At 41.3% G+C, this 25,559-nt stretch carries 22 protein-coding genes; 15 read left to right on the top strand and 7 right to left on the bottom strand.

The annotated features are described in order from the left end of the window. The first annotated feature begins 39 nt into the window (after positions 1-39). The 5 genes from V7K60_RS28670 to V7K60_RS28690 all read left to right on the top strand — a co-directional run bounded on the left by V7K60_RS28670 (position 40) and on the right by V7K60_RS28690 (position 9,220). Positions 40-2,511: a putative Ig domain-containing protein gene (locus tag V7K60_RS28670; RefSeq protein WP_334930661.1), complete on the top strand. Its 2,472-nt coding sequence runs from the start codon at positions 40-42 to the stop codon at positions 2,509-2,511. Positions 2,512-3,326: 815 nt separating this feature from the next. Continuing rightward, the gene (locus tag V7K60_RS28675; RefSeq protein WP_334930663.1) at positions 3,327-6,338 is read left to right on the top strand and encodes a peptidase domain-containing ABC transporter; all 3,012 of its coding nucleotides are present in this window, start codon (positions 3,327-3,329) and stop codon (positions 6,336-6,338) included. An 87-nt stretch (positions 6,339-6,425) separates the two neighbouring features. Continuing rightward, the gene (locus V7K60_RS28680; RefSeq protein ID WP_334930665.1) at positions 6,426-8,009 is read left to right on the top strand and encodes an HlyD family efflux transporter periplasmic adaptor subunit; all 1,584 of its coding nucleotides are present in this window, start codon (positions 6,426-6,428) and stop codon (positions 8,007-8,009) included. A 113-nt stretch (positions 8,010-8,122) separates the two neighbouring features. Further along, positions 8,123-8,620, top strand: coding sequence for a DUF427 domain-containing protein (locus V7K60_RS28685; protein WP_334930833.1), 498 nt, complete (start codon positions 8,123-8,125; stop codon positions 8,618-8,620). Between the two features lie 72 nt (positions 8,621-8,692). Continuing rightward, positions 8,693-9,220, top strand: a complete 528-nt coding sequence (locus V7K60_RS28690) for a GrpB family protein (protein ID WP_334930667.1) — start codon at positions 8,693-8,695, stop codon at positions 9,218-9,220. Between the two features lie 130 nt (positions 9,221-9,350). Here V7K60_RS28690 and V7K60_RS28695 read toward each other — a convergent pair whose 3' ends face one another. Continuing rightward, positions 9,351-10,343, bottom strand: coding sequence for a metal ABC transporter solute-binding protein, Zn/Mn family (locus tag V7K60_RS28695; protein ID WP_334930669.1), 993 nt, complete (start codon positions 10,341-10,343; stop codon positions 9,351-9,353). A 91-nt stretch (positions 10,344-10,434) separates the two neighbouring features. Further along, positions 10,435-10,692 (bottom strand): hypothetical protein, encoded by a 258-nt coding sequence (locus V7K60_RS28700; RefSeq protein WP_334930671.1) that lies wholly within the window; start codon positions 10,690-10,692, stop codon positions 10,435-10,437. Positions 10,693-11,109: 417 nt separating this feature from the next. Here V7K60_RS28700 and V7K60_RS28705 point away from each other — a divergent pair, with 417 nt between their 5' ends. The 10 genes from V7K60_RS28705 to V7K60_RS28750 all read left to right on the top strand — a co-directional run bounded on the left by V7K60_RS28705 (position 11,110) and on the right by V7K60_RS28750 (position 20,851). Beyond that, the gene (locus V7K60_RS28705) at positions 11,110-11,445 is read left to right on the top strand and encodes a hypothetical protein (protein WP_334930673.1); all 336 of its coding nucleotides are present in this window, start codon (positions 11,110-11,112) and stop codon (positions 11,443-11,445) included. 531 nt (positions 11,446-11,976) lie between these two features. After that, a complete protein-coding gene (locus V7K60_RS28710) occupies positions 11,977-12,327 on the top strand; it encodes a YtxH domain-containing protein (RefSeq protein ID WP_334930675.1) in 351 nt (116 codons plus the stop codon). Between the two features lie 11 nt (positions 12,328-12,338). After that, a complete protein-coding gene (locus V7K60_RS28715) occupies positions 12,339-12,878 on the top strand; it encodes a DUF948 domain-containing protein (protein WP_334930677.1) in 540 nt (179 codons plus the stop codon). A gap of 785 nt (positions 12,879-13,663) precedes the next feature. Beyond that, the gene (locus V7K60_RS28720) at positions 13,664-14,473 is read left to right on the top strand and encodes a TPM domain-containing protein (protein WP_334930679.1); all 810 of its coding nucleotides are present in this window, start codon (positions 13,664-13,666) and stop codon (positions 14,471-14,473) included. Positions 14,474-14,582: 109 nt separating this feature from the next. Further along, entirely contained in the window at positions 14,583-15,212 is a 630-nt protein-coding gene (locus V7K60_RS28725; RefSeq protein ID WP_334930681.1) for a precorrin-8X methylmutase, read from the top strand. Positions 15,213-15,318: 106 nt separating this feature from the next. After that, positions 15,319-16,734 carry a right-handed parallel beta-helix repeat-containing protein gene (locus V7K60_RS28730; protein WP_334930682.1) on the top strand — a complete coding sequence of 472 codons (1,416 nt, stop codon included), beginning with the start codon at positions 15,319-15,321 and terminating at the stop codon, positions 16,732-16,734. A 278-nt stretch (positions 16,735-17,012) separates the two neighbouring features. Further along, positions 17,013-17,987 (top strand): AraC family transcriptional regulator, encoded by a 975-nt coding sequence (locus V7K60_RS28735; protein WP_334930684.1) that lies wholly within the window; start codon positions 17,013-17,015, stop codon positions 17,985-17,987. A gap of 100 nt (positions 17,988-18,087) precedes the next feature. Then, entirely contained in the window at positions 18,088-18,468 is a 381-nt protein-coding gene (locus tag V7K60_RS28740) for an AMIN domain-containing protein (protein WP_334930686.1), read from the top strand. Then, entirely contained in the window at positions 18,469-20,658 is a 2,190-nt protein-coding gene (locus V7K60_RS28745) for a TonB-dependent siderophore receptor (protein ID WP_334930688.1), read from the top strand. After that, positions 20,612-20,851, top strand: a complete 240-nt coding sequence (locus V7K60_RS28750; protein WP_334930690.1) for a PepSY-associated TM helix domain-containing protein — start codon at positions 20,612-20,614, stop codon at positions 20,849-20,851. Before V7K60_RS28745 ends, V7K60_RS28750 begins: the two co-directional genes overlap by 47 nt. A 192-nt stretch (positions 20,852-21,043) precedes the next feature. Here the strand turns inward: V7K60_RS28750 and V7K60_RS28755 are convergent, their stop codons facing one another. The 5 genes from V7K60_RS28755 to V7K60_RS28775 form a co-directional block, all read right to left on the bottom strand. Next, complete coding sequence (locus tag V7K60_RS28755) at positions 21,044-21,730, bottom strand: phosphate ABC transporter permease (RefSeq protein ID WP_334930692.1); 687 nt, start codon at positions 21,728-21,730, stop codon at positions 21,044-21,046. 32 nt (positions 21,731-21,762) lie between these two features. Next, positions 21,763-22,599 carry a 4-hydroxy-tetrahydrodipicolinate reductase gene (dapB, locus tag V7K60_RS28760; protein ID WP_334930694.1) on the bottom strand — a complete coding sequence of 279 codons (837 nt, stop codon included), beginning with the start codon at positions 22,597-22,599 and terminating at the stop codon, positions 21,763-21,765. 572 nt (positions 22,600-23,171) lie between these two features. Continuing rightward, positions 23,172-23,942, bottom strand: a complete 771-nt coding sequence (gene panB / locus V7K60_RS28765) for a 3-methyl-2-oxobutanoate hydroxymethyltransferase (RefSeq protein ID WP_334930697.1) — start codon at positions 23,940-23,942, stop codon at positions 23,172-23,174. A 106-nt stretch (positions 23,943-24,048) separates the two neighbouring features. After that, positions 24,049-25,155 carry a ligand-binding sensor domain-containing protein gene (locus tag V7K60_RS28770; protein WP_334930699.1) on the bottom strand — a complete coding sequence of 369 codons (1,107 nt, stop codon included), beginning with the start codon at positions 25,153-25,155 and terminating at the stop codon, positions 24,049-24,051. Between the two features lie 102 nt (positions 25,156-25,257). Continuing rightward, complete coding sequence (locus V7K60_RS28775) at positions 25,258-25,389, bottom strand: hypothetical protein (RefSeq protein ID WP_334930701.1); 132 nt, start codon at positions 25,387-25,389, stop codon at positions 25,258-25,260. Between the last annotated feature and the right edge of the window lie 170 nt (positions 25,390-25,559).

Below are 25,559 nucleotides of genomic sequence, written 5' to 3' on the forward strand. Positions count from 1 at the left end.
CGGCTGTAACGAAAAAACTATTAATTAATAAGAGGAATTATGTCAAAGACCATCGCGATCGCAAAAGAGCCAACTCAAGACTTGTATGAGCAAATACCTGCTACTCACTTAGTTTTCATCGACCCACAGGTTGAGAACTACCAAAGTCTGGTAGCAGGTGTCTTGCCGAACACCTCTGTTATAGTCTTAGATCCTGACCAGAATGGCATTGAACAAATTAGCCAAGTGCTGGCAACTTATCGGAAAATCAACAGCCTACACATTGTTTCTCACGGCGCACCAGGGCAAGTCTACTTGGGCAACAGTCAACTCAGCTACGAAACCCTCAACCATTCTGCTTGGCAACTCATGAACTGGGCAAATGTTTTGAGTGCAGATGCACAACTACTATTGTATGGTTGCGAAGTTGGGCAAACACAGCAAGGTAAAGCATTTGTACAGCGCCTGAGTGAATTAACAGGTGCAGTAGTAGCGGCGTCTGATAACTTAACCGGGAGTACTGCATTAGGTGGTGACTGGGAACTGGAAGTTTCTACGGGGGCAATTGTTCCTGCTCTAGCGTTTCAGCCAGAAGTAATGGCAGTTTACGCTTCAGTACTAAGTGTTCCAGTGGTAGCGAATGCAATTCAGGATCAACAAGCCACTGAAGAGATACTCTTCAACTTCACTGTCCCAAATAACACCTTCACTGATGCGGATGTTGGAGACATCCTCACCTACAATGCAACCCTAGAAAACGATAATCCTCTACCAAATGGTTTGAAGTTCAATCCTACTACCCGTACCTTCAGTGGTACTCCTGAGAATGCAGACGTAGGTAGTATAAACATCAAAGTTACCGCTAAAGATGTTGCTGGAGATCAAGCCAGTGATGTGTTTAAAATCACGATTAATAATGTCAATGATCCTCCAGTCTTGGTAAAAGAAATTGCAGACCAAGAAGCCACCCAGAACACACTCTTCAACTTCACTGTCCCAGATGACACCTTCACTGATGCGGATGTAGGAGACATCCTCACCTACACTGCAACCCTAGAAAACGATAATCCTCTGCCAAATGGTTTGGAGTTCGATTCTACTACCCGTACCTTTAGTGGTACTCCTGAGAATGCGGACGTAGGTAGTATAAACATCAAAGTTACTGCTCAAGATGTTGCTGGAGAGCAAGCCAGTGATGTGTTTAAAATCACGATTAATAATGTTAATGATCCTCCAGTCTTGGTAAAAGAAATTGCAGACCAACAAGTTACCGAAGACACACTCTTCAACTTTACAGTCCCAGCTGACACCTTTAGTGATGCGGATGTTGGAGACATCCTCACCTACACTGCAACTCTGGAAAATGATGACTTACTACCCACTTGGTTGAACTTCAATCCTACTACCTTTACCTTCAGTGGTACTCCTGAGAATGAGGACGTAGGTAGTTTGAATATCAAAGTCACAGCTAAGGATGTTGCTGGAGAGCAAGCCAGTGATGTGTTTAAACTTGCGGTTGCTGACGATACTGCTGTCGTGACACAAATTACAGGCGATATCTTTAGTGTCAAGACTAAGCTGAACATTAAAGGTGATAAAGGAAAACTCTCAGTCAAGATTAAAAACAACACCTCTTTAGAGGTGAATGAACTAAATGTATTTACTGTTGACGATGAAGAAGGTAGGATTAACGGCATAGCTCCTGGTGCAGAAGGCTATACACAAGCAGTTCTTTTCCGTTCAAAGGTGGTTTTCTCCACCCTTGCCAATCTGCCTAATGGTTTTAATCCCGCCGACCTGAAAAACATATTAGAATTCGACTCTGATACCAAACTCAGATTTTATCTGGTATCGAACAGTACTACTCAGGCTGTACTGTCTGGAAAAACCCCCTTCTCAAGTGTGCTTTTTTCCTCAGCTACAAATAACAACGTAGAAGATGAAGGGTTTTCTCTCAACTTCCAGAATTTGGTTGTGAATATTCAGCCAACCAGTCAAGAGGTATCTTTAGGTACAGGTCTGCAAGGTAAATATCAAGGCGAACTGATTGATTTACGGAGTGTGACACAATCGGTATCAGCTGAGTTTGCAGTCAACAGAGAAGCATCTTACAACAACTTTGTGGGCTTCTATCAGGTGGCTGATGAGAAGGGTGGAATTGACACCAACGGTGATGGGGTAGCAGATATTCTCGTTGGCCAGGCTGGCTACGCCGAAGCCGCTGTGCGTGGGCGTGTTGGAGGCATTGACTTGACGGTGGACAACCAAGGCACTGCAAATTACACTGGCACTTTCGGGCCGAATTCTTTGTTTGCACCATTTATTATTGTGGATGGCAGACCCGATGCAATTCTCAATGGCAAAGCCAATAGGAATGTTTATTTCACATTCTTGGGTGCTAACTCAGATAAGGTAGATCACATTCGACTATTGGGAAATAACACCTTTGGTTTTGAAGATTTACGAAATGGTGGTGACAAAGATTACAATGATGTGATTGTGCAGGTTAATTTGAGTGATAATCTTGCCTAGTATCAAATACGAGTAATTACTTACTAAAATCGAACAACTTCATCCCGGTTGCGGGGTGAGGTTGTTTTGTGCATAACAATTAGATGGACTCGCTATTACTTAAATTAGTAAATTTACTGAAGGCACTTGTTGTCTTTACTTCATAAATTTAATAGTTAATTACTCTAGGTGATAAACAGTCTTACTCTTTACTTTTCCAGTTAATTTTTATTAAATTAAGCTAGCAAAAAAGTGATGGAGAATTATTTCATAATTAGGTATAGGTGATTTTTAACGAGGAAAGCTGCTGTTTTTCGCCATTAGTGATATTGTCAATCCCTGTATTCAAGAATTTGTAAAAAATGATTCAGAAATTTAAAGTTTTTTTTATTACATAATTCTTAACTAGGATATTTACTTAGGAAAATATTTATGATATTTTCATGTTGACTATCATAAAGTAAAATATGTAGCGCTAAATTTAACAACCACGTTTATGTGTTTTGCTTTGATGATAAGTATCCATCTTGCATAGTTGCAATACTAAGATATTGATTTTAATTTTGTATAAATTATGTAGCGTTAACCAAGTGATAACTTGTCCTCAATCTATTTACAGTATGCTTTATTTTGAAAAACGTATAACGATTGTAACCGTGTGATATAAATACAGGTCTGCAATTAGACGAACTTGTCCTCTGTGCTTTTACACATTTAAACGTCTGAATTCCACAGAAGTCTTGTCACTGCTGGCATAAAAGCAAACACTGCCACTGTTAGTAAAAGAGATACTCCCTAATATTTCCGACTTAATTCCTCACTTTTACTTGTTTTATATGACTTATATTAAGAACACTTTTCCCGAATTTCTCACCACCCTAGAGGGGTTTGAGCAGTTGCCAGATGGAGCGATCGCTAATCTATCAGAACAACTGCAAGCCTGGCGCTATCGCATAGGTCAGAAAATCATCGGTAAAGAAAGTCTCCCGGAACATATCACCATCATTTATGAAGGACAAGTGCGCCTGTTGGGATACGACCCCCAGACGCAATTGCCAATCACCTTAAAATTACTGCAACCTGGGGAAATTATTGGTGAAATTGGTTTGTTGCGCGATGTCGCCTGTGAAACAGCGATCGCTTCTACCGAAGTAGTATGTTTAACCTTGAGTGCAACAGCATATTTTAGCTTTCTGGCTTCATACCCAGCTTTTGCCGAAGCTCGTAAGAACCGCAGTTATTTGGTAGAAGTTTTCGATATTCTCAGTTCCTATTGGCAAAAGCAAGCGATCGCTACCTTAAATCTCAGAGAACTGGCAGAAAAGGCCTTACCCCAGGCGAAAATACATTATCTCCCTTCAGGAAAAACTCCATTCAACCAACTCGATAGCAAAAGCGTTTGGTTTGTGAGTGGCGGTGGTACAGTCACGGATTTGTCACCTGGCGATCGCTTAGAATCAGACGATGACAGAGACAAGATCCAGGTCATCGGTCAAAACCCCGCACGCTTGCTTGGTATACATCCCTCAGATTTGATTTTAGAAGATAGTCATCAGATAGAACTTGCGGTAACTGAAACCAGAGTAGATAGAGATAGCGCTGACGACCTAGATATTATTCCCTACGCATCAGACGAAATAGTTCCACAGACAGCCCCTCAAAATTCAAATAATTCGTCAAAACAAAAATACCCATTTTTTGGCGGTAAAGGAGAACTGAATTCAACCTTCGCCTGCTTCCAAATGATCGCGAAGCACCTAGAAATGCCGTTTCGTCGAGAGGTGGTTCGCCGCATCTTAACTGAGCAAATCAAACGTCAGGGCACTATATCATTTCAAGTGACTGCTTACCTGGCAGAGTTAATTGGACTTAAAGCGCAGTTGATAGAGTTACCAGTCGCCTCAGTGACGCGCATTCCGACACCAGCGCTGATTCGCTACGGTGATAATTTTGCCGTTTTATATGAAGTAGATGCCAATACCGTGGTTGTGGGTGTTCCATCCAAAGGAATTGTGCGCTGCAAACCCGCTCAATTGGTTGAACAATTAGAGGTCGATCCAACTGACTTTCCGCCCAAAGTTAGGGTCTTACTGCTGACTGCTACCAATCAAACGCCGCAAGAACGCTTTAGTTTACGGTGGTTTCTGCCCTATTTGTCAAAACACCGTCGAGTCCTGATAGAGGTCTTTATCGCTTCCTTTTTCGTGCAGTTGGCAGCGTTGGCAAATCCCCTAGTCGTTCAGTTAATTATCGACAAAGTTATCACTCAAAATAGTATTGGTACACTACATATTTTGGGTGTTTTGCTATTAGTAGTCGGACTATTTGAAGCAGTACTAACTACCTTACGAACCTACCTATTTGTTGATACCACTAACCGGATTGATATGGGTTTAGGGTCACAAATTATTGACCATTTACTACGTTTACCACTACGTTACTTTGAACGCCGACCGGTGGGTGAACTTTCCACTCGCATCAACGAACTAGAAAATATCCGCCAATTCCTCACGGGTACTGCCTTAACAGTGGGGTTAGATGCTCTATTCTCGCTGGTCTATATCGGTGTGATGCTGATTTACAGTTGGCAACTCACCTTAGTAGGCTTAAGCACAATTCCAATATTTGTGATTATCACCTTAGTTGCTTCTCCCACTATTAGCAGACAGTTACGTGCCAAAGCCGAACGCAACGCCGAAACTCAATCTTATTTAGTGGAGGTAATGTCAGGCATTCAAACAGTAAAAGCGCAAAATATCGAATTGCGATCACGCTTTTCCTGGCAAGAGCGTTACGCTCGGTTTGTCGCCGCTGGTTTTAAAACAGTTGTGACTTCCACCCTGGCTAACTCTACCAGCAACTTTCTCAACAAACTCAGCAGCTTACTTGTTTTGTGGGTAGGAGCTTATTTAGTACTGCAACAAGAATTAACTTTAGGCGAATTAATTGCCTTTAGGATTATATCTGGTTACGTCACCAGCCCAATATTACGTTTAGCTCAACTCTGGCAAAGCTTCCAAGAAACTGCCTTGTCTCTAGAGCGTTTAAGTGATATTGTCGATACCCCACAAGAAGGAGAAACAGACCGCTACAATATACCCTTACCTACGATCAAGGGAGCAGTGAAATATGAAAATGTTTCCTTCCGCTTTGGCACAAGTGGCCCTCTGCAACTTTCTAATGTTAACCTGGAATTTGCGCCAGGGAAATTTGTCGGTATTGTCGGACAAAGTGGCTCTGGTAAAAGTACGATGATGAAATTACTGCTGAGACTTTACGAAACTGAGTCCGGCAGAATTTTGATTGATGGTTATGATATTGCCAAAGTGGAACTTTATTCGTTGCGACGACAAATTGGCGTAGTTCCCCAAGAAACATTATTGTTTGACGGCAGCGTTCAGGAAAATATTGCCCTAACCAATCCCGATGCCACAACCGAAGAAATTATCGAAGCGGCTCAGGTTGCGTGCGCCCACGAATTTATCATGAACTTACCAAACGGTTACAATACGCGGGTGGGAGAACGGGGTTCTGCACTTTCAGGTGGACAACGACAAAGAATTGCGATCGCTCGTTCTGTTTTACAACGACCAAAATTATTAGTTTTAGATGAAGCAACTAGTGCATTAGATTATCCCACAGAACGGCAAATATGTCTCAACTTAGCCAAAGCCTTCAAGGGTGATACAGTATTTTTTATTACCCACCGACTGAACACCGTGAGTAATGCAGACATGATTGTTGTGATGGATAACAGCAGGGTTATAGAACAAGGTAGCCATCAAGAATTAATGGCTACTAAAGGTCATTATTGTTACCTGTATCAGCAACAAGATGTAAACTTGTAATTAATCATTCTTGAGGGCAAAGGTTTTTGGCATCGGGAAACATTGCCCACCCTACAAAAAATTCAAAATCCAAAACCCAAAATCATTATGACTCAACTTAATGGGAATCACCTCAACGGCAATCACAAAAACGGCAATCACAAAAATGGAGTGAAGCACGATTCACAGGTACTGACAAAACAACAGAAAGCTATTCAAGAGTCTTTCACTAACTCCAACACTCAAGAATTTGAGCAGTCCATTGTCTTGCGCCAATCTCCAATTTGGTCGCGTACAATCATGGTTACACTCATGGGGCTAGCCTGTTTTGGAATTGCTTGGACTTATTTTGCCAAAATTGAGCAAGTAGTGCCAGCAACAGGGCAATTAAAACCCCAAGGAACAGTCAAAGAAGTTCAGGCTCCTGTTAGTGGAGTGGTGAAAACAGTTAATGTAAAAGATGGACAAGAAGTAAAACCAGGAACTTTACTGCTAACTTTTGATTCCATAGCTTCTGTTGCCGAATTAAATTCTTTGAATAAAATTCGCCTTGCATTAATTAAAGAAAACCAGATTTATCGCCGATTGATGAATGCAAGTACTGCCACTGGCTCGGAATTGTTATATTTGCGCGGTAATTTGCCACAAGAAACTGCTTTTCTACTGAAAAGTCGAGCAGCATTAGTAGCAGAAAATGAATTATTCCGCACTCAATTAAAAAATTCCGGTCAAGATTCTGGAGTAGGAATTGATGAACAACAACTTCTACGAGTGGCCAAACAAGAATTAGACTCTCGCTCATCATCGGCGCGATTAGAAGTAGAAAAAACCAAAAAACAATTTACTCAAAATCAAATTAAACTGCAAGATAGTAAATCAAGTTTAGCTATTCAAGAGGGGATTTTAAATAAGCTGAAGATATTAGCAGAAGAAGGTGGTATTTCTCAACTTCAGTATCTCAACCAGCGACAAGAAGTACAAAACCGCACGGCGGAAGTAGCGCAACTAGGTGAAGAAGTGAAACGCCTCCAGTTTGATATAGAAAAAGGACAACAAGATTTAAGCAATACGGTAGCTGTTTCTGATAAAAACATTTTGGATAAGATAGCTCAGAACAAACAGCAGATTGCCACAATCGATAGCCAATTCATGAAAGTTGTGCTGGATAATGAGCAGCGTTTGGCAGATGTCAATAGTAAAATATCTCAATCACAGTTAAACGTTAAATATCAAGAACTCCGCGCACCTGTGGCGGGAACAGTTTTCGATTTGCAAGCAAAAAATCCTGGATTTGTCGCAACTCCAACTACAAAACTGTTGCAAATTGTCCCCAAAGAAAACTATATCGCTGAAGTTTTCATCACTAACAAAGATATTGGGTTTGTGCGAAAAGGTATGAAAGTAGATGTCAGAATTGACTCCTTTCCTTACAGCGAGTTTGGCGATATCAAGGGAGAAGTGACTGGTATAGGTTCAGATGCATTACCACCAGACGAAACCCATCAGTTTTACAGATTTCCGGCAAAAGTCGCATTAGATAAACAATCCCTAGTGATTAAGGGCAAAAAAGTTAACTTGCAATCAGGTATGTCCATCAGTGCCAATATAAAAGTGCGCGAAGAAAGGACTGTGCTTAGTTTATTCACTGAAATGTTTACCAAGCAAGTTGATGCTCTTAAACAAGTACGATGAAGAGGGTTGAGTTAAAAGATTGCAGTGGCTCCCCAAGGAGAATTACTGCTTCACCAAGTACATCCGTACTGAGTACTTACTTTTTCCTCTCTCAGCACTCAACACTCTTGATGATGGTTAATTTTCAACGCATCGAACCCGCTCCCGGACAAGAATCAGTTTGGGATTATCCCCGTCCTCCTCTTTTGGAGGACACAACCAAACATATTCAAATAATCTTTAACGGAGTAGTAATTGTAGATACTCACAACGCCAAACGTGTTTTAGAAACTAGTCATCCTCCTTCTTACTACATTCCCCCAGCGGATATCAAAATGGAATATCTACAGATGACTCCGCAATCTAGCTTTTGTGAGTGGAAGGGAAGTGCTGTTTACTACACAATTCGAATTGGTGATAAAGAAGTCCATAATGCTGCCTGGTTCTACCCCAAACCCACACCAGCTTTTGAATCTATCAAGGACTATGTAGCTTTTTATGCTCATTTAATGGATAAATGCTACGTTAATGACGAAGAGGTGCAACCACAACCAGGTAATTTCTACGGTGGTTGGATAACCAGTGATATTGTTGGGCCATTTAAAGGCGCTCCTGGTACTTGGGGATGGTGAGTCGATTTTAAATTTTGGATTTTGGATTTTCAATTTTGAATTCAAATTTAAGAATGTTGTTTCTAAATCCTGATGAAAGTAGAAGTAGTACCACATAATCCAATATGGTGCGGCAAATTCGACGATGAATCAAAGTATGTTGCACTTACACTAGGTGAAAATGTAGTTGCTATTCACCATATTGGCAGCACAGCAATTCCATATATCTACGCCAAACCCATTATTGATTTGTTAGTTGAAGTTGAAAATATCACCAAAGTTGATGATCATAGTTTGGGTATGGAAGCGTTAGGTTATGAAGTAATGGGCGAGTTTGGCATACCAGGTCGCCGCTACTTTCGTAAAGAGAATGAAACAGGTACAAGAACGCATCATGTCCACACCTTTACAGCCAGATCACCGGAAGTAGAACGACACTTAGTATTTCGGGATTACATGATTGCACATCCCGAAGATGCACAGAAATATAGTGAATTAAAACGTAAGTTAGCGAAACAATATCCTAACGATATCATCGGATATATGAATGGGAAAGATGGGTTCATTAAAGAGATGCAAAAGAAAGCATTGGTATGGTGGACACTTGATAAATCTGAATAACATAATCTCTTTTACCCATCTTTCATAACATTGAAAACTCCAGTTCTGTCTTCCAAAGATAGGTTAATAAACCAAGTTTTATGAAATCTCAAAAAACCCGTTTTTTAGGATTACTGAATTGATGTTTTAGCTACCTAGCAGCTTTCGTTTCAAACATCAAATACGTCCCTCCTAGTCCTTCCACAATTGTGCGTGTATTGGCAATCATCATTTTCTGATAAGTGTCCGCGTCGCTTCCTGGTTCACCAAGTCCCTCAGCATATAGCTTTCTGTTAGAAATGTTTACTTCAGCTTCTGTGGCTACAGATTGAATCAGATTATGATTAATTTCCACTTCAGCAAAAATTGTTGACACTTTAGCCCGTTTAATGTTTGTAGCCAAATTTTTGACTCGTTCTGCTGTCAGCTTTTGGTTATGACTAATACTTTGCAATCCTCCTGCCAATGAAATACGGTATGCTTTGGTGTAATAACTCAGTGCATCAGAGGTTGTAACTAACTTACGTTCTTTGGTAGGAATACTGGCAATTCTTGACTTAATCCAGCTATCTAGTTGAGTGAGTTCATTTGTAATTTTTTTAGTATTACTGCTATAAGCTTCTGCATCACTAGATTGTAATTTTCTTAAATTACTATTAATTACCTCCACCATTCTGATAGTATTTTTGGTATTGTGCCAAACATGAGGATCGGTTACATTCTTACCACCTGCCTGAAATTTTTGTGGCTTAGGCACTGCCAGTTGAGCGACGGCTATTTTTGGTGTAGGGTTTTTAGTCGCTTTAATTAACTTGATCAGATTTGGTTCAAAATTGTAACCATTATAAAGAATAAGATTAGCTTGCTGAATGGCTTTACGATCTTCCAGTTTTGGTTTATAAAATTGGGGGTCAGCAGTAGGGGGAATTAAGCAGGTGAGGTTAACTGTATTTCCGGCAACTTGCCTGGTTAAGTCACACAGTACGCTTGTAGTCACTACAACTTGGGGAAGATTCTCATTTACCTGGCTGTTAGTCTGAGTGAATGTAGTTCTTACAGCTTGATTTCCACACCCAACAAATCCAATCGTCAAGGCAGCAAGAATAGCTGGGAAGAAATTATTCAATGGTGATTTTTTTGACATCCTCATCTCCTACTGGATGTATAAAAAAAGCTAATCATTATTGGTAAAGTATTAGTAAAATACCAGGGAAAAGTCTTCAGCAGGGAAGAAGTTAAGGGCTGACGGGGAAGCCTTCGGCAAAGAAAAGGGTAAAGGTTAAGGGAAGAGGAATTAATAGACTTTCTTCTTTATCACTTGTCTGTTTTCCCAGTCCACACCCAGCAATTTTTGGTTGGCGAACCACTAGCGAGGTTTTTACAGGCAAAATATTAGTTAACTGCACACAACAGGCTAGAAAACTGGTAAAGGTAGGAGCACAATAATAAAGGCAATGCTGGGGAGTCTCCAAGGAGTGTAGTTCTCTTACCATCTGTTGAAGGGTTTATACCATTGTGCTTACATCCCACAAAGGTCGCAAATTGACTAGAATTCTCAGGTTAAGCAGTGGGAGGTAGTAATGATGAGGCTTATCGATCATACGGGTTGATTTCGCAAACCGAGTCGTGAATCTAAGGCAATTGTAGCTGTGGTTTTGTGAGGTGTGGACATATCATTGTTACAAAATTGGCAAATTGGCGATTTTTTAGCCATCAGCCTTTGTTACACTAATTTTCAGTTAGTAAAGCCTTTCAATATCGCTTAGAGCATCATCTAACTACTTTTTATTGCCAGAATCCAGATGTACTTTGTGCCATAAATTTTATCCTTTAGTTTCTTCATCATTAAATAAGAGCCAAATCAAGTATATAGAACAATTCCTCAAAGCTAATATTGGTCAAGATAAACAATGGTAATTTTAGTTGTCATAATTAACACCCTGATTTCACTGATACTAATCTATGTGGCTTGGCGGGTGTGGCAACTTAAGCAGCAGCTAGCATACATAGCAGATAGGTTAACCGCCTATGAAAGTTGTACCAATGCAGCCCTGAATAAAGCACCCGAAAATATTTATCTCAGTCAACAGAATATTTATAACTTACGGCAGAGAAATCAAGCGCTACAAATACAAATTCAACAAGTGCAGCAAATTATCAGTCTACTTTTGCTAGGACGCCAAATCTGGCAGCGTTATTTTCTGAAGTTAGAGTTAATATCTGGAAAAAGAACAGTTGCAAAATGAGTTACAGCAGAATTCAGAATTCAGAATTCAGGAGTAAAACACGCTTTATACCTAGGAAACAGAATTAGCTTGTGTACCTCACCAACTTGAAATCTTCTGTATGCCAGGTTGAGATGAACATTTATGATTAGGGGTGATGCGGGGACATATAGAGAAGTCCGTAGTAAGATCCCATAGGGTGTATTAGCTTCTAGCGTAGGCATAGCCCGCACTTCGACAAAGCTCAGTGACCACCGCAGGCATCGCTTCCCCTTTCCATAACCTAATTTTAAGCAACCTAGCCATACTGGTTACGAAACTACGCAAGACATAATACAAAGAAACGCCCGCCAGAAGGCTTACCGGAGGTATCAAAACTTTGGGAGATACAGGGAGTTTTGAATTATAAGTAATTAATGCTTTTAGTATTAATGAATAAAAGCAACATTTCTGGCTGATATTTTGTCACCATAGATTAACTGAATAAAATCGGTTGAGTCTTGCAAGGGGAGAAAACCCACCTAAAATGGGTGTAAGGAGAGAAACAACAAGATGTCTAATAACCGTTCTGGAGTATTTTTTGGCGGTTTGATCCTAGGAGCTACCATCGGTGCTTTAACCGGTTTACTCGTAGCTCCACGCACAGGGCGCGAAACGCGTAAAATTTTGAAAAAATCTGCCAATGCTATCCCAGAATTGGCAGAAGATTTATCAATGAGTGTGCAAATTCAGGCAGATCGTCTCTCTGCTAGCGCATTACGAAACTGGGATGACACTTTAGATAGATTACGGGAAGCGATCGCAGCAGGTGTAGATGCCAGCCAGCGAGAAAGCCAAGTCTTGAAGCGACAAACGTCTGTTGAAGACTCAGATTCACTTCCCCAGCAATTAGAACGCTCATAAATGACATAACCGTGATTGAACCCCTGTTTTGGTTGGGACTTTCTTTACTTTTAGTCGCCACAAGCTTGACTGCGGTTTTAGTGGCGGCGATACCGGCTTTGCAGGAGTTAGCACGCGCGGCTCGCAGTGCAGAAAAGCTATTTGATACTCTCTCACGGGAGTTACCACCCACTTTAGAAGCTATCCGCATGACTGGCTTAGAACTCACTGACTTAACTGATGATGTCAGTGAAGGTGTAAAAAGTGCTAGTCAAGTCGCGAAACAAGTCGATCAAAGTCTTGATACTGCCAGAAAACAGGCTCAAAATCTGCAAGTAGGTACACGCAGTATTTTTATTGGCGCGAAAGCTGCTTGGAGAAACTTCACGCGCCAAAAACCCGCAAGGCGGATGAGCGATCGCTTGCCAAATAATGAAAAACCACCACTAACGTTGCGAGAACGAGAAGTGCTGAGGCAAGAAAATCGCCGAATCAAAGCAGAAGTGTACCGCGCTAATGACGGTTACAACGACGCCACTAGCTGGGAAAACAATTTCGATGAGGAAGATTGAGCAAAGAAAGGGCATAGAGCATTGCTTATCTTCCTTGTTGCGGGTGTCAAAAGGTGCTATTTTATCAGCTTAAAAAAAGCGATTTTTGTTTATGGATAAACTTATATTTTAATTGGAGAAAGCTGTATTTTAACTATAGCTGAACGATGGGTACTGTAAAGTTAATTAGAAGGCATTCTTCAAAGTCGTCACCTTCCCAAGTGCCAGCGTGTCGAAGGATGGAGCGTCCAGAAGCAGGACAGTATGTAAGTTGCTCTTAATCATTAGAAGTTTCCGTAGAATCCCTTAAAGGGATAGGTTCAAGCTTACCTAGTTGCAACTCCTTTTTTGTATAGTTAACCTTAATAGAACGGATCAAATCGAGTGCTTCTGTTAGCAACTCCGGCGGTAAAGTTTCTATTTCTTGGATTAATAATTCTTTGTTAGTCGTCTCTCACCTCTAATCATTTCCCTTTTATTGTATGGGGAACCCACTATGGCTTAGTCAATTTTGAGTTGTTAAAAACTTTGACGATAATAATAATCAAAAATAGGGTAGATGAGTCTAGTGTCTATAGCCTCCTCCCCTCTCCCTAGCCACAGGAATATTTTGGGTATTTTAACTGATTGACAAAATACACTTTATCTTTATATATCACGAAGGCTACTCTCCACTCTCCAAAAACCTTTTGCTTTGATCCCCTGGATTAGAGTAAAGTAAACAAGTGTAAAGAACTATCATTTTTCTAGTACTCTTTTAAAACAACTTGTTCGCTTTTACCGTTGATATTTGTATAAAAACGTCCATGCAATCTTGTTTTTGGCGACGAATTCTAATATCTATTGCAATATTTTTCCTGGCTGGGTCAATTTGGGTGATGCATTCTTCCCCAGCACTGGCTTATGACAATCCTGAGTTACTTCCTGACACCTTTACCCCAGTTGTAGATTTAGCTAAATCTCTGCCTGTGCTGCAAGAAGAAAAGCTTGTCAAAGATTTAGAGCAGTTTGAAGCCGACACAGGTTGGAAATTGCGAGTCTTAACCCAGTATGACCGCACCCCAGGTCGCGCGGTTATCAAATATTGGGGTTTGGATGACAAAAGCATTCTACTCGTTGCTGATTCTCGTGGTGGTAACATCCTCAGTTTTAGCGTCGGTGATGCTGTTTATGAACTTTTACCCCGGACTTTTTGGATAGAACTGCAAACCCGTTTCGGTAATTTGTACTTTGTCCGAGAAGAAGGCGAAGACCAAGCCATTCTACAAGCCTTAGAATCAGTTAAAGGCTGTTTGCTCAAAGGGGGTTGCAATGTTGTCCCTGGACTACCACGAGAGCAGTGGATTCTCACCTTGATTACCTCAGTTATTGGTGGGGTGATTTGTGGATTTGCAGCTCAACCCCGTGAAAAAGGACAAGTTTTTGCTTGGCAATGGGCTTTAATTTTCTCACCTTTGTGGGGAATATTGTTTATTGCCTTCGGCATTGGGCCAGTTGTGACACGTACAAGCGACTGGTTGCCTTTAGTTCGCAATATATCTGGGTTTCTCATTGGCGTCTTGGTTGCCTACCTATCTCCTATTTTCAGTCGGTCTTCTTCTAGTAATGAGTTATGAGTCAGTAGTTAGGAGTGAGTAGTTTAATTAACTTATAAATCCTGACTCCTAACTCTAAACTCTCTGAAGCTGATAAGCTGAAAGCTAATATTTGAGAAGCTCAACAAAAATGGAATGGCATATAACTGATGCTCAAAGTTTAGCAATCATTGATAGTGAAATTGACGATCATGTCTTTTCACCCGCAGAGTATGAGATTGTGCGTCGGGTAATCTACGCCACTGCTGATTTTGAGTATAAGTCTTTGATTCGCTTTTCTGAGCGTGCCTTGCAAGCTGGAGCAGCAGCGCTAGCCGCACGTACCACGATTGTGGTAGATGTCCCGATGGTACAAGTAGGTATTGCCTACGACATTCAAAACACCTTTGCGAATCCAGTGTATTGCAGCATGGAAGCTCTGACACGCCCTCAAAAAGAAAAAACTCGCGCAGCATGGGGAATAGAAACCTTAGCAAAGCGTTATCCAGAGGGCATTTTTGTGGTGGGTCAAGCGCAAACGGCCCTGACTGCACTGGTGGATTTAATTGAAGTTGAGGAAATTAGACCTGCTTTAATAATCGCAACTCCAGTGGGATTTGTAAATGTTGATGAAGCTAAGAAGCGTTTACAAGACTCACTAGTGCCTCACATCACGATTGACAGCCGCAAAGGTAATGCAGTTGTAGCAGCTGCGATCGTTGATGGGTTGGTAGACTTAGCTTGGCAAGCCTATGGACAAGATAGAAATCGGGGGAGCTAGAAAAGTCGGCTGTATCATACCCTTGATGCCAAATAGTATTTAAAACGACTGACATATCCTGATATTATATTTTTGTTAAGTAGTGCCTATAAAGGAGCCTTTTGTTGTGGTAATTCGAGGTTTCAGGTTAAGCGCATATCTTGCAATTCCCGTGGTATTAGGTCTTTTGGTTGAGCGAGAAAGGATAAAAATATATTTAGTTGAAAACATCCCTCAGATATTCACTAACAAACAAATTATCCTATCTAGCCATCAGCTAATCAGCATTAGGGCAACTCCGAAAACATACTATGTTAGTGGTAGTGGAAATGACAAAAATAGCGGACTCTCTACTTCATCCGCCTTTAGAACAATTCAAAGGGCAGCAAATCTAACCAATCCTGGCGACACAGTATCGATTATGAACGGAGTCTACAGGAATGCAAAACCAAGTGGGGACGTAGTATCTATTACTCGCTCTGGAACAGCAAATGCATGGATTAAGTTTAAAGCATATCCTGGACATCAGCCGAAAATTCAACACAATGGATGGCAGGGAATTTTTATTCACAAGAAAGCATCATATATTGAGATAAATGGGTTGGAGGTGATAGGAAACAATGCCAACATAAGCCTTGATTATGCGATGAGTCAGAAAACTAATAAACAAAACCCGCTAACGAATGGAAATTGCATTAATGTAGATGGACGAAAAGATGGTCGTAGTCACCATATACGTATTGTCAATAACAAGGTACATGGGTGTGGAGGAGCAGGCATTTCAGCTATCGAATCGGACTATGTGACAATAGATAATAACGAAGTTTTCGATAATGCCTGGTATAGCGTTTATGGTAACAGCGGCATTTCGATTTTGAATAGTTGGAATTCTGACAACAAGCGGGGATACAAGATTTTTGTTATTAACAACAAAACCTACAACAATCGCATGTACATTCCTTGGATTGCAGTCGGAAAGATCACAGACGGTAATGGCATTATTATCGATAGTTCTAGAAACGATCAGAATAACTCAAAATTGGATGCATATAAAGGATATACTTTAGTTAAAAATAATCTTGCATTTAATAATGGTGGATCGGGTATTCATGCATTTTTAAGCGAACATGTTGATATTGTAAATAACACAGCTGTTTTAAATAATCAGAGTCCAGAACTTAATGGCGGACAAATATTTGCTCATACCTCATCTGATGTCAAAATTCTCAGGAACATTCTTTATGCTTTTCCTGGAAAAAATATTAATAATAAGACTAAAAATAAAAACGTTATTTATGATTATAACATCTACATAAATAGTTCTAAAATAAATGTTAAGGGGCCTCACGATATTGTTGCAGGCTCACAATTTTTAAGCAAGTATCCCACTCTAGAAAAAATATCTGGCGATTGGAAATCGCGGTTAGATAAACAAAATCCGCCAACACGGTCTTACGTAGAACCTAAGTCGGCAGGTTTTGCCTGTGGGGCAGTGACTTATCGTTTACAAGGGAAACTCATCAAAGTGGGATGCTCTCGTTAGTAACAAGGCAGGAAATTCAGGGTAGGAGAGATAGACTTATCCTGAGTCCGAAAGCTCGAACCTCCTGTAGCAATTTTGTATAAATATGCGCCAAATTATATAAGGAAGAAACCGCATAGACACTGCATCGGCTACCCTGCGGGTAGGGCGCATAGACACGAAGTGGTTTCCCGTTCGCGTAGCGTCTTTGACAGGAAAAGCGGTAACGCAAAATCAAATAGACAAATTTTAATGAGATGATTTCTTATTAAGAGCTAAGTTTTTATCTCAAGATCGCTATGACAATCACCCTTTCCCAGCAAGCCTTTGATGAACTATTTCAGGAGACGGTGGAACGTTCCCAACACCCAGATCCAGATGATGTGTTGGATGTGGTATATAAATATCCGCGACGGCTGGGACAAGGTTACTGGCGGAGAATTGAGTTACACCAAGGGTTGGAGTTGATAATTGGCAATTTGCAAATGCGCGATCGCATGATTATTCTACAACCAGAACAAGAACATGATTGGTTAGAATATCACTTTCATTTTTCTGGAGAACATCACGATCAATACAGAAGTGTTGGTGCAGGCGAGTATAGTTTCGTAGGAAGTGGACTAGATCCCAAGCAAACGAGTGATTGTTCGGATAAAAACTCCTTTCTGGAGGTGAATATCCTGATGCAGCCTGAATCACTATATTCTTTTGCTGCCAATCAACAAGGACAATTACCCCAAGCGTTGCAACCGTGGATTCGGCAATCTGATCAAACATATTACTGCCGTTGTGGAACTGCAACACCTGCTATGCAGACTGTTACACGGCAAATTATCGAGTGTCCTTATCAAGGAATTGCCAAGCGGCTGTATTTGGAAGGTAAAGCTTTAGAGTTGATGGGAATGTTGGTTGCACAGGAGATAAAAATTAAGGATGGTAATAACCACCCTCACACTTTGAAGTCGGATGTAGTAGAAAGAACCTATCATGCCAGAGATATTTTGGTGAAACGATTAAGTAATCCGCCTTCGTTTATGGAATTGTCAAGGGCAGTAGGTTTAAACGACTATCTTCTCAAACAGGGATTTCGTCAGGTATTTGGCACAACAGCTTTTAGTTATTTACATCACTATCGCTTAGAACAAGCGCGTCAACTCCTAGAAACTGGAGATATGAAAGTGTCAGAAATTGCTAACATTGTTGGCTTTATCAGTCACAGTTACTTTACCAGCGCCTTTAGGAAAAAATTCGGTTTTTGTCCTAAGCAATATTAAATGCAGCAGAAAAAATCCGTATAGCGATAAAAAAGTCTTCACGTTACACCAGAAAGTTGAGTAATGTTTTTGACAATTACTATCGATTTTGGTGTGAGCAGTGTTGAATTTGTGGCAGACATCGCTATTTTTGACAGGTATATTTTTTATTCTGGGGATACAAATAACATCGGCAGAGACTGCTGATTCTAATCGCACTGCCCAAATTTTGGTACAGTTACCAACATCCACATCAGAAATCATCCCAGTCACGGGAGTAAAGGCAAATCCTACAGACAAAGGTGTAGAGGTAATTTTAGAGACAACTCTTGGGGAACAACTGCAAATTACCAACCGCAGCACAAGTAATAATTTTATTGCTGATATTCCTAATGCTCAGTTGTGTTTGCCCAATGGTAATGGTTTCACCTTCCGTTCAGAAAAACCGCTTGCAGGAATTATTGAGATAACAGTTACAAATATTGATAGCAATACTATCTGAGTGACGGTGGTAGGTGAGAATACTTTGCCAAGGGTTGAGTTATTTGATGATGATGCAGGGCTGGTTTTTGGGATAAATTCTGCTGCAACAGCGACGCAGCCACAACCAGAAAAGCCAACAGCTGAGACACCACAAGAGCAACCAGCAGCGCAGCAGGATGAGCCGATTGAGTTGCTGGTGACAGGGGAGCAAGATGGGTATCGCGTACCCAACTCCTCAACTGGGACAAGAACAGACACACCTTTGTGTGACATTCCTCAATCAATTCAAGTCGTGCCCCAACAGGTACTGCGTGACCAGCAGGTTAACCGCCTAGACGATGCGCTCAGAAATGTTGCAGGTGTCATAGCAGAATTTACGGCTGGTCCAACCGTTTACTATAAAATTCGCGGATTCGGTGTAGCGGATAATAGCTTGCTCAGAGATGGATTACCCGATCCTGGCGTTGGAGATTCGGTTGAGCTTGCCAATGTAGAGCGAATCGAAGTTCTCAAAGGTTCCGCATCCGTGCTATTTGGCTTGGGCAGTCCGGGGGGAAGCATCAATATCGTCACGAAACGTCCCTTGAGCGAACCTTTCTACACTATTGACGCCACCATTGGCAGCTACAATTTCTACCGAGGCGCGGTTGATTTCTCTGGGCCGTTAAATGACTCAAAAACTGCACTGTATCGTTTTAATGCCGCCTATAGAAATTCAGGTAGTTTTATCGATTTCTACAATAGTGAAAGTTTGAGCCTATCCCCTGTCGTTAGTTTGGCGATCGGCAAGAAAACTAACCTAACTTTGAGCGCAGACTACATCGGAACTAGAGACTCTGGCAAAGGATTTGGTCTGCCGACTGTGGGCACGATATTTGCGAACCCTAACGGTAAACTCCCCCGTAATCGCAACTTGACTGAACCGACCGATAACATAGATGGAACAACCGTCAGAACTGGGTATCAACTAGAACATAAATTTAACAACAATTGGTCTTTAACCAATGTGTTTCGGTATGGTTATCGTAGTTACTATTCCACAGAAACGAGACTTGATGGTTTGGATGCAGACAACCGAACGATGAATCGTTCTTTCTCAATCTATGACAATAGGTTTACTAGCTATACTCTAACCACAAATGTTGTGGGCAAATTTTCTACAGGTTCAATTGGGCATCAGCTTCTATTTGGGGTTGATTTGAATCGGTCGATAAGTGCAGTACCAAGAATTGCATCTGATGGTGCTGTTGCTTCCATTAATATATTCAATCCTATTTACGGTCAACCCAATGGTGGTAGTGGTTTATTTCCCTTTGAATATAGTAATGAAGCAACAACAGACTCCTTTGGCATTTATCTTCAAGATCAAGTCGCTCTTACAGAAAGCCTGAAGGTACTTCTAGGCACGCGATTTGATGGGTTTAAGCAAGTTTCTAAAGATTTTATTGCGAATACAGAAAGTAGCCAATCAGATAGCGCCTTAAGTCCTCGAGTTGGCATTGTTTATCAACCCATTCCCGCTGTTTCACTCTATGCCAGCTATATCAGTTCATTTACGCCAGCAAGAGGCACATTTCTTTTTGGCAGTAATTTGGATACTCTTTTTGATCCAGAACGGGGTAGACAGTTTGAGGTTGGAGTAAAGGCAGATTTAAACAGCCGACTTTCGGCAACACTTGCTCTCTATGATTTGACCCGTACCAATGTTTTGGTAACAGATGATCAAGATTTTCAAATCCAAACGGGCGAGCAGAATAGCCGAGGGGTTGAACTGAGTTTGGCGGGCGAAATTTTGCCGGGATGGAATATTTCTGCCGGCTATGCCTATACGGATGCCCATATTACTAAAGATGCTACTTTTGAAGTTGGAAGTCGTTTGCAAAGTGTCCCAGACCATACTTTCAATCTATGGACAACTTACGAAATTCAAAAAGGTGATTTAAAGGGTTTAGGATTTGGTTTAGGTTTGTTTTTTGTGGGCGATGCCTACGGCGGTAAACTACGCGCTGGAGATTTACCAAATACTTACGATATCCCAAGTTATCTTCGGACTGATGCATCTATTTTCTACAACAGAGATAGATTTAGAATCGGACTCAATTTCAAAAATTTATTTGACGTAGAGTATTTTGAAATTGGATATTTTGGTGGTCGTGTTGACTATGGACAGCCCTTTACAGTTCAAGGAACTGTTTCTTGGCAGTTTTGAGGTTGATCGTAACAAAGGCGATCGCCAGTGGGAAACCAGTTGGATTGGTAGGGTTTATGAGTTGCACTACAAACTACTCGCAGGCGACACTGGCTTGCCGATCGTGGGTATCGTCGCCCTCTTGACCCTGATTCTCAAGCTCACAGGGATTGTGCTGTGGCCCAGTTGGCGCAAACTTGTTATCGGGACTTAAACATTTTTGAGGCACAAATAATCCTCAAACCCATACAGGGCAAGAAAAATACACCAAATGCTCAAAAAGGCTTTAAACCCAGATATATCAATAAACTAGACAAAACGATGTTAAAGTCTCTCTGTATATAAATTTGAGGCTTTTTTCTGACCACTTTTTGTCTAAGTCCCAAAACCTATACTAATCACTTCTTCAATCCTCTACTCTACGACGCCGCCGACGCGGCTTTTGTTGTTGGTCTTCACGCAAGCGGCGACCGACTTCGTTAAAGAAATCCCGCCGCAGATAAGGATAATCGCTAACCCACAGGTCACGATTGGGAAAGTATATATCGCTGAATTCATCAATACTGCTCAAATCTGGGCGATTTGACATCACTACCATTTCTGCAATTTGACCGCGAGTAATAACTTTGTGTGCTGAACGCAATGGTGCTACAAACTCAATGCTAAATCCTGTGTCATCACCTATCTCTAAATTTATCTGTTTTTCTCGGTTTTCTACAATCACCAATTCACCTTTGTTGTTGACTGTTTCGGTTTTACCTATCAACTGGTCTGTAATCCACCAATCTAGGACTCGACCACGAAAAAAGCCGCCATACTTGTAACGGCGGCATTGTAAATTCCGCATACTTGCTTGAAACACTGGATACCACAGCCAAAAAAAAGCGCTAATTACCCCTAGCACAAATACTATTGAAGCAAACTCAAGCTTGAAAATAACTGTTACAAGCAAAATAACAACTACCGCAACTACAGAAATTAACAGCCGTTGCAAAAAATTTGAGAACTTCCCCCAGTAGTACTTGTACTGCAAACCAGTGGCAATTAGGGGGACAACTTGTTCAAATTTCTGGCGAGTCAGTGGTACTAACATGAGTGCTGAGTAATGAATGCCCAATAGTGAGTTTAAAGTATCTTTTCTAATCCATATACTAGCGACTTTAGCGTTAAGACTTTGCGAATCGCTAGTAGCACTCCTGGCATATAACAAGCGCGATCGCTCGTATCATGTCGTAAAGTATAAATCTGTCCTGCTGCGCCAAAAATCACTTCCTGATGGGCAATCAATCCCGGCAAGCGCACGCTATGAATTCTAATCCCTTCATCTGCAATACTGCCCCTGGCTCCTGCTAATTTCTCCGTTTCTTCTACAAGCGCAGGGTTAAAAGTTTTACCCAATTCTCCTAGTAAGTGCGCCGTTTGAATGGCAGTACCACTGGGTGCATCAGCTTTTTGGTTGTGATGCAGTTCGATAATTTCCACATGGTCAAAATATTTGGAAGCTGCGATCGCAGCTTGTTGCAACAGTACCATCCCAATGGAAAAATTAGGAATAATTAGACAACCAGTGCTAGCTTTGTCGGCAAAGTCTGCCAAGTCTTGAATTTGTTCTGGACTTAACCCAGTGGTGCCGACTACAGGACGAATACCGTAAGCGATCGCACCGCGAATATTGTCATAAACTGAATCAGGATGGGTAAAGTCTACAATCACCCCTGGAGGAGACTGTCTGTCACCAGCCACATACCCCAACATCGGTTCTAATTGATTGGTAATCGGCACTTCCAGAGGTTCGCTTAAACCCGCCAACTCCCCAGCATCTTTATCTTGATGTTCTAAACTGTGGTCAATTGCACCCACTAGGTTTAAGTCAGGCGCTTGTGCCACCGCCTTAACCACCTCACGGCCCATTTTGCCAGCAGCACCGTTGACAATAACCGGTATAGGAGCTTGATTCGTCATAGGTCGAGAAATACTTTTTGAGTCAACAAGGGAATTGTAAAGACTTTCGCGATCTAGTAGCTAGCTTCTCAAATTTTTGGCTTAATTCCACCTACCCTGAGTTGTGCAGCTAATCGCTTACTTTTTCTACTCCCCAAAATATCAGTTCTCGTTTTCATTGCACTATAGCGCTTCTCATTTGTGTGAGATACACCCCGCGATATGATTTTGTACCGCATCCAAATGGGAACCGCTATATCTTACCCAGTAACCCGTTTTATTTGCCGATCCTACTGCCTTGATAAGTAGTCCTTATAAAATATATCAGCCTTTGTTTGTCAAGTCTAGTTGACCATTTATAATATTATTGTTATATTTATTTACATAGCTTAGTAAAGCCCCAAAGTAAGCTGCATAGCTAAAATTGCACCTTGTCTATTACCTACATAGTTTTGGTTGCGTTGGGTGTTAACTAAGAAAAACAGACTTCGGTTTTACAATATCCCATCGATATTTGGACTTCTCCCATCTACCTCGGCTATCAAGTCGGGGTTTTTTATGTTCTCGATTATTCCCTTATTTCTTTAACTTTTCTAAGGAAACTTTCGCTCTCGCACTTCCACGGCATAATCTTGCACAGCTTTGGTAATCGTCTCGCGCAAATTTGTGTAAACTTTAGCGAATGGTGGATGCTTTTCTGCCAGTCCGAGGACATCTGAGGTAACTAATACTTGTCCATCACAGTGAATTCCTGCACCGATACCAATTGTGGGAATACTTAATTTTTGTGAAATCTGCATTGCCAAATCTGCGGGTATATGCTCTAAGACTAGAGAAAATACACCTGCTTGTTCGAGAGCGATCGCTTGTTGTAAAATCCTCTCACTGGCTTCTTGGGTTTTTCCTTGTTGTCGCAAACCCAGTTGATGTATTGATTGCGGTGTCAAACCCACATGACCCATGACCGGAATTCCAGCTTCTACTAAACGAGCTACAGTTTGGGCGATCGCTGGATAGCCACCTTCCAATTTTACCGCTTGAGCGCCCGTTTCCTTTAGTACCCGCCCAGCTGAGTGCATCGCTTGTTGGAGACTTTCTTGATACGTCAAAAATGGTAAATCTACAACTACTAATGCCCGTTTAACCCCACGGCGCACAGATTTGGCGTGATAGATAATTTCATCCAAAGTTATTGGCAGTGTTGTTTCATACCCTAGAACTACTGCCATAGAATCACCCACAAGGATTAAGTCTACACCAGCTGCGTCGAGGAGTTGAGCGATCGCATAATCCCAGGCGGTCAACGCGACAATTGAACGTCCCTGTTGTTTCCATTGAATTAATTGCTGGGTAGTGATTGCCATTTATTTGAGTGCTGAGTAGTGAGTGCTGAGTGCTGAGTTAGAAGTTAGGGTTTTGAATTTAAAAAATTTTTTAACTTATAACTCCTAACTCATAACTCTTAACTAATCATTTAACGGCGCGGCTGAAAGCAATATGGGGTTTTGCACTGTCTGTTTTGGGCATTAACCAAGCTAGACCTTCACTAGTGCCAATCCATAATTTATTGCCGATGTCAGGTGCAAGGGTAATAACCCGACTAGAAGGAAGTCCAGCAACTTCTCCGTCTAATACAGCTCCTGTATTTGGATTTAATCGTAACAAACCATTATTAGTCCCCACCCAGAGACTACCATCTTTAGCAAAACGTACCGCGGTCACGTCACGCCCACGTAAGCGAGTTACAGACCGCAACACTGCACCAGTTTTTGGGTTAATAACTAGCAAATTATTCGGCATTCCCGCCCAAATTAACCCTTCTGGACTAATAGCTAAAGCTTGTACAGTTGTCCCTGGTAAATCGGCTATTCGCTTCATAATCGCAGCACTAGCAGTATTTACCCGCACCAATCCATCAAGAGTACCAACCCACAATTGACCTTCAGCATCTAAAGTTAGGGCGTTAGCGCTGACACCAGGCAGATTTTTTAATGTTGTCATAATCAAGCCTTGGTCGGGACTAATGAGAGCTAAACCGCTATCAGTTCCAGTCCACAAATAACCTCGTTTGTCAAGTAATAGTGACAATACGCGTTTTGAAGGCAAAAATAAATTTTGTGCAGTAATTTCGTTAGTGCGGGGGTCAACTCGAACTAGTCCCTCATAACTTCCTACCCACAAACGTCCTACTTTGTCTTGGGCTAAAGCACCAATGGCAACATTTGGTAAGCTAACACGAGAAATAATCTTGCCGGTTTTAGGATCAATCCGCGATAGTCCCCGCCAAGAACCTACCCAAAGATTACCTGTAACATCTCCTAGTAAGTTACCAACACGATAATCAGTTTTTGGCGAATTTTCTTCAACTCCCCGCTCATCGGGCAAAGGTTCTACTCGCGGTGGCGGTGGGGAAAGTGGGTAAGCGGGGGTTACATCAGATGCATTAATCTCAGGGGTTTTTTGTGCCCATCCCATATTTGGCAAAGCTATCAACCCCAGCAAGATAGAAGTAATTAATAAACTAGTACGCTTGTAAAACAATACCACGGTGACATTTCCTTTGGAGACAGTACCCATAGCATTTACCTAAACTGGCTTTGGGTTAATTTCAGTGTTCCCTTGGCTGTGATTTTTTAAACATTGGGAGTGGGGACACAACCTTGGAGAGGCTGCACTTCTCTACAAGACGCTGCGCGAACGACAAAGCTCTGTCACCACACCAACGACAAGCGGTAGTTGAGCGCAGCGATGCACTGAGCTTGTCGAAGTGTCGAAACTCAGTGCATCGCTGGGGACTGGGAATTTCCCCATCTCCCTCATCTTTTCAGTCCTTTACAGTTATTAATGACATTTTGTAAAGCTCTTGTAACAAAAAGTTTAAATCTTTATGTAATAACAAAATTAAATAGATAAGTTAAAAACTTTCAAAGAATAACTTATCGAATTCTTGATATATTGTGAAACAAGTTACAAATTACGTG

Origin of the sequence: Nostoc sp. (assembly GCF_036917555.1) — a bacterium.
In the GTDB taxonomy this organism is placed as follows: domain Bacteria; phylum Cyanobacteriota; class Cyanobacteriia; order Cyanobacteriales; family Nostocaceae; genus Nostoc.

Coding starts and splice junctions, on each gene's coding strand:
- V7K60_RS28705 (WP_334930673.1), top strand. CDS start 11,110: ATGGTAATTTTAGTTGTCATAATTAACACCCTGATTTCACTGATACTA.
- V7K60_RS28675 (WP_334930663.1), top strand. CDS start 3,327: ATGACTTATATTAAGAACACTTTTCCCGAATTTCTCACCACCCTAGAG.
- V7K60_RS28700 (WP_334930671.1), bottom strand. CDS start 10,692: ATGGTAAGAGAACTACACTCCTTGGAGACTCCCCAGCATTGCCTTTAT.
- V7K60_RS28750 (WP_334930690.1), top strand. CDS start 20,612: ATGGACAGCCCTTTACAGTTCAAGGAACTGTTTCTTGGCAGTTTTGAG.
- panB (WP_334930697.1), bottom strand. CDS start 23,942: ATGGCAATCACTACCCAGCAATTAATTCAATGGAAACAACAGGGACGT.
- V7K60_RS28690 (WP_334930667.1), top strand. CDS start 8,693: ATGAAAGTAGAAGTAGTACCACATAATCCAATATGGTGCGGCAAATTC.
- V7K60_RS28725 (WP_334930681.1), top strand. CDS start 14,583: ATGGAATGGCATATAACTGATGCTCAAAGTTTAGCAATCATTGATAGT.
- V7K60_RS28710 (WP_334930675.1), top strand. CDS start 11,977: ATGTCTAATAACCGTTCTGGAGTATTTTTTGGCGGTTTGATCCTAGGA.
- V7K60_RS28680 (WP_334930665.1), top strand. CDS start 6,426: ATGACTCAACTTAATGGGAATCACCTCAACGGCAATCACAAAAACGGC.
- V7K60_RS28670 (WP_334930661.1), top strand. CDS start 40: ATGTCAAAGACCATCGCGATCGCAAAAGAGCCAACTCAAGACTTGTAT.
- dapB (WP_334930694.1), bottom strand. CDS start 22,599: ATGACGAATCAAGCTCCTATACCGGTTATTGTCAACGGTGCTGCTGGC.
- V7K60_RS28735 (WP_334930684.1), top strand. CDS start 17,013: ATGACAATCACCCTTTCCCAGCAAGCCTTTGATGAACTATTTCAGGAG.
- V7K60_RS28720 (WP_334930679.1), top strand. CDS start 13,664: ATGCAATCTTGTTTTTGGCGACGAATTCTAATATCTATTGCAATATTT.
- V7K60_RS28755 (WP_334930692.1), bottom strand. CDS start 21,730: ATGTTAGTACCACTGACTCGCCAGAAATTTGAACAAGTTGTCCCCCTA.
- V7K60_RS28775 (WP_334930701.1), bottom strand. CDS start 25,389: ATGGGGAAATTCCCAGTCCCCAGCGATGCACTGAGTTTCGACACTTCG.
- V7K60_RS28695 (WP_334930669.1), bottom strand. CDS start 10,343: ATGTCAAAAAAATCACCATTGAATAATTTCTTCCCAGCTATTCTTGCT.
- V7K60_RS28685 (WP_334930833.1), top strand. CDS start 8,123: ATGGTTAATTTTCAACGCATCGAACCCGCTCCCGGACAAGAATCAGTT.
- V7K60_RS28770 (WP_334930699.1), bottom strand. CDS start 25,155: ATGGGTACTGTCTCCAAAGGAAATGTCACCGTGGTATTGTTTTACAAG.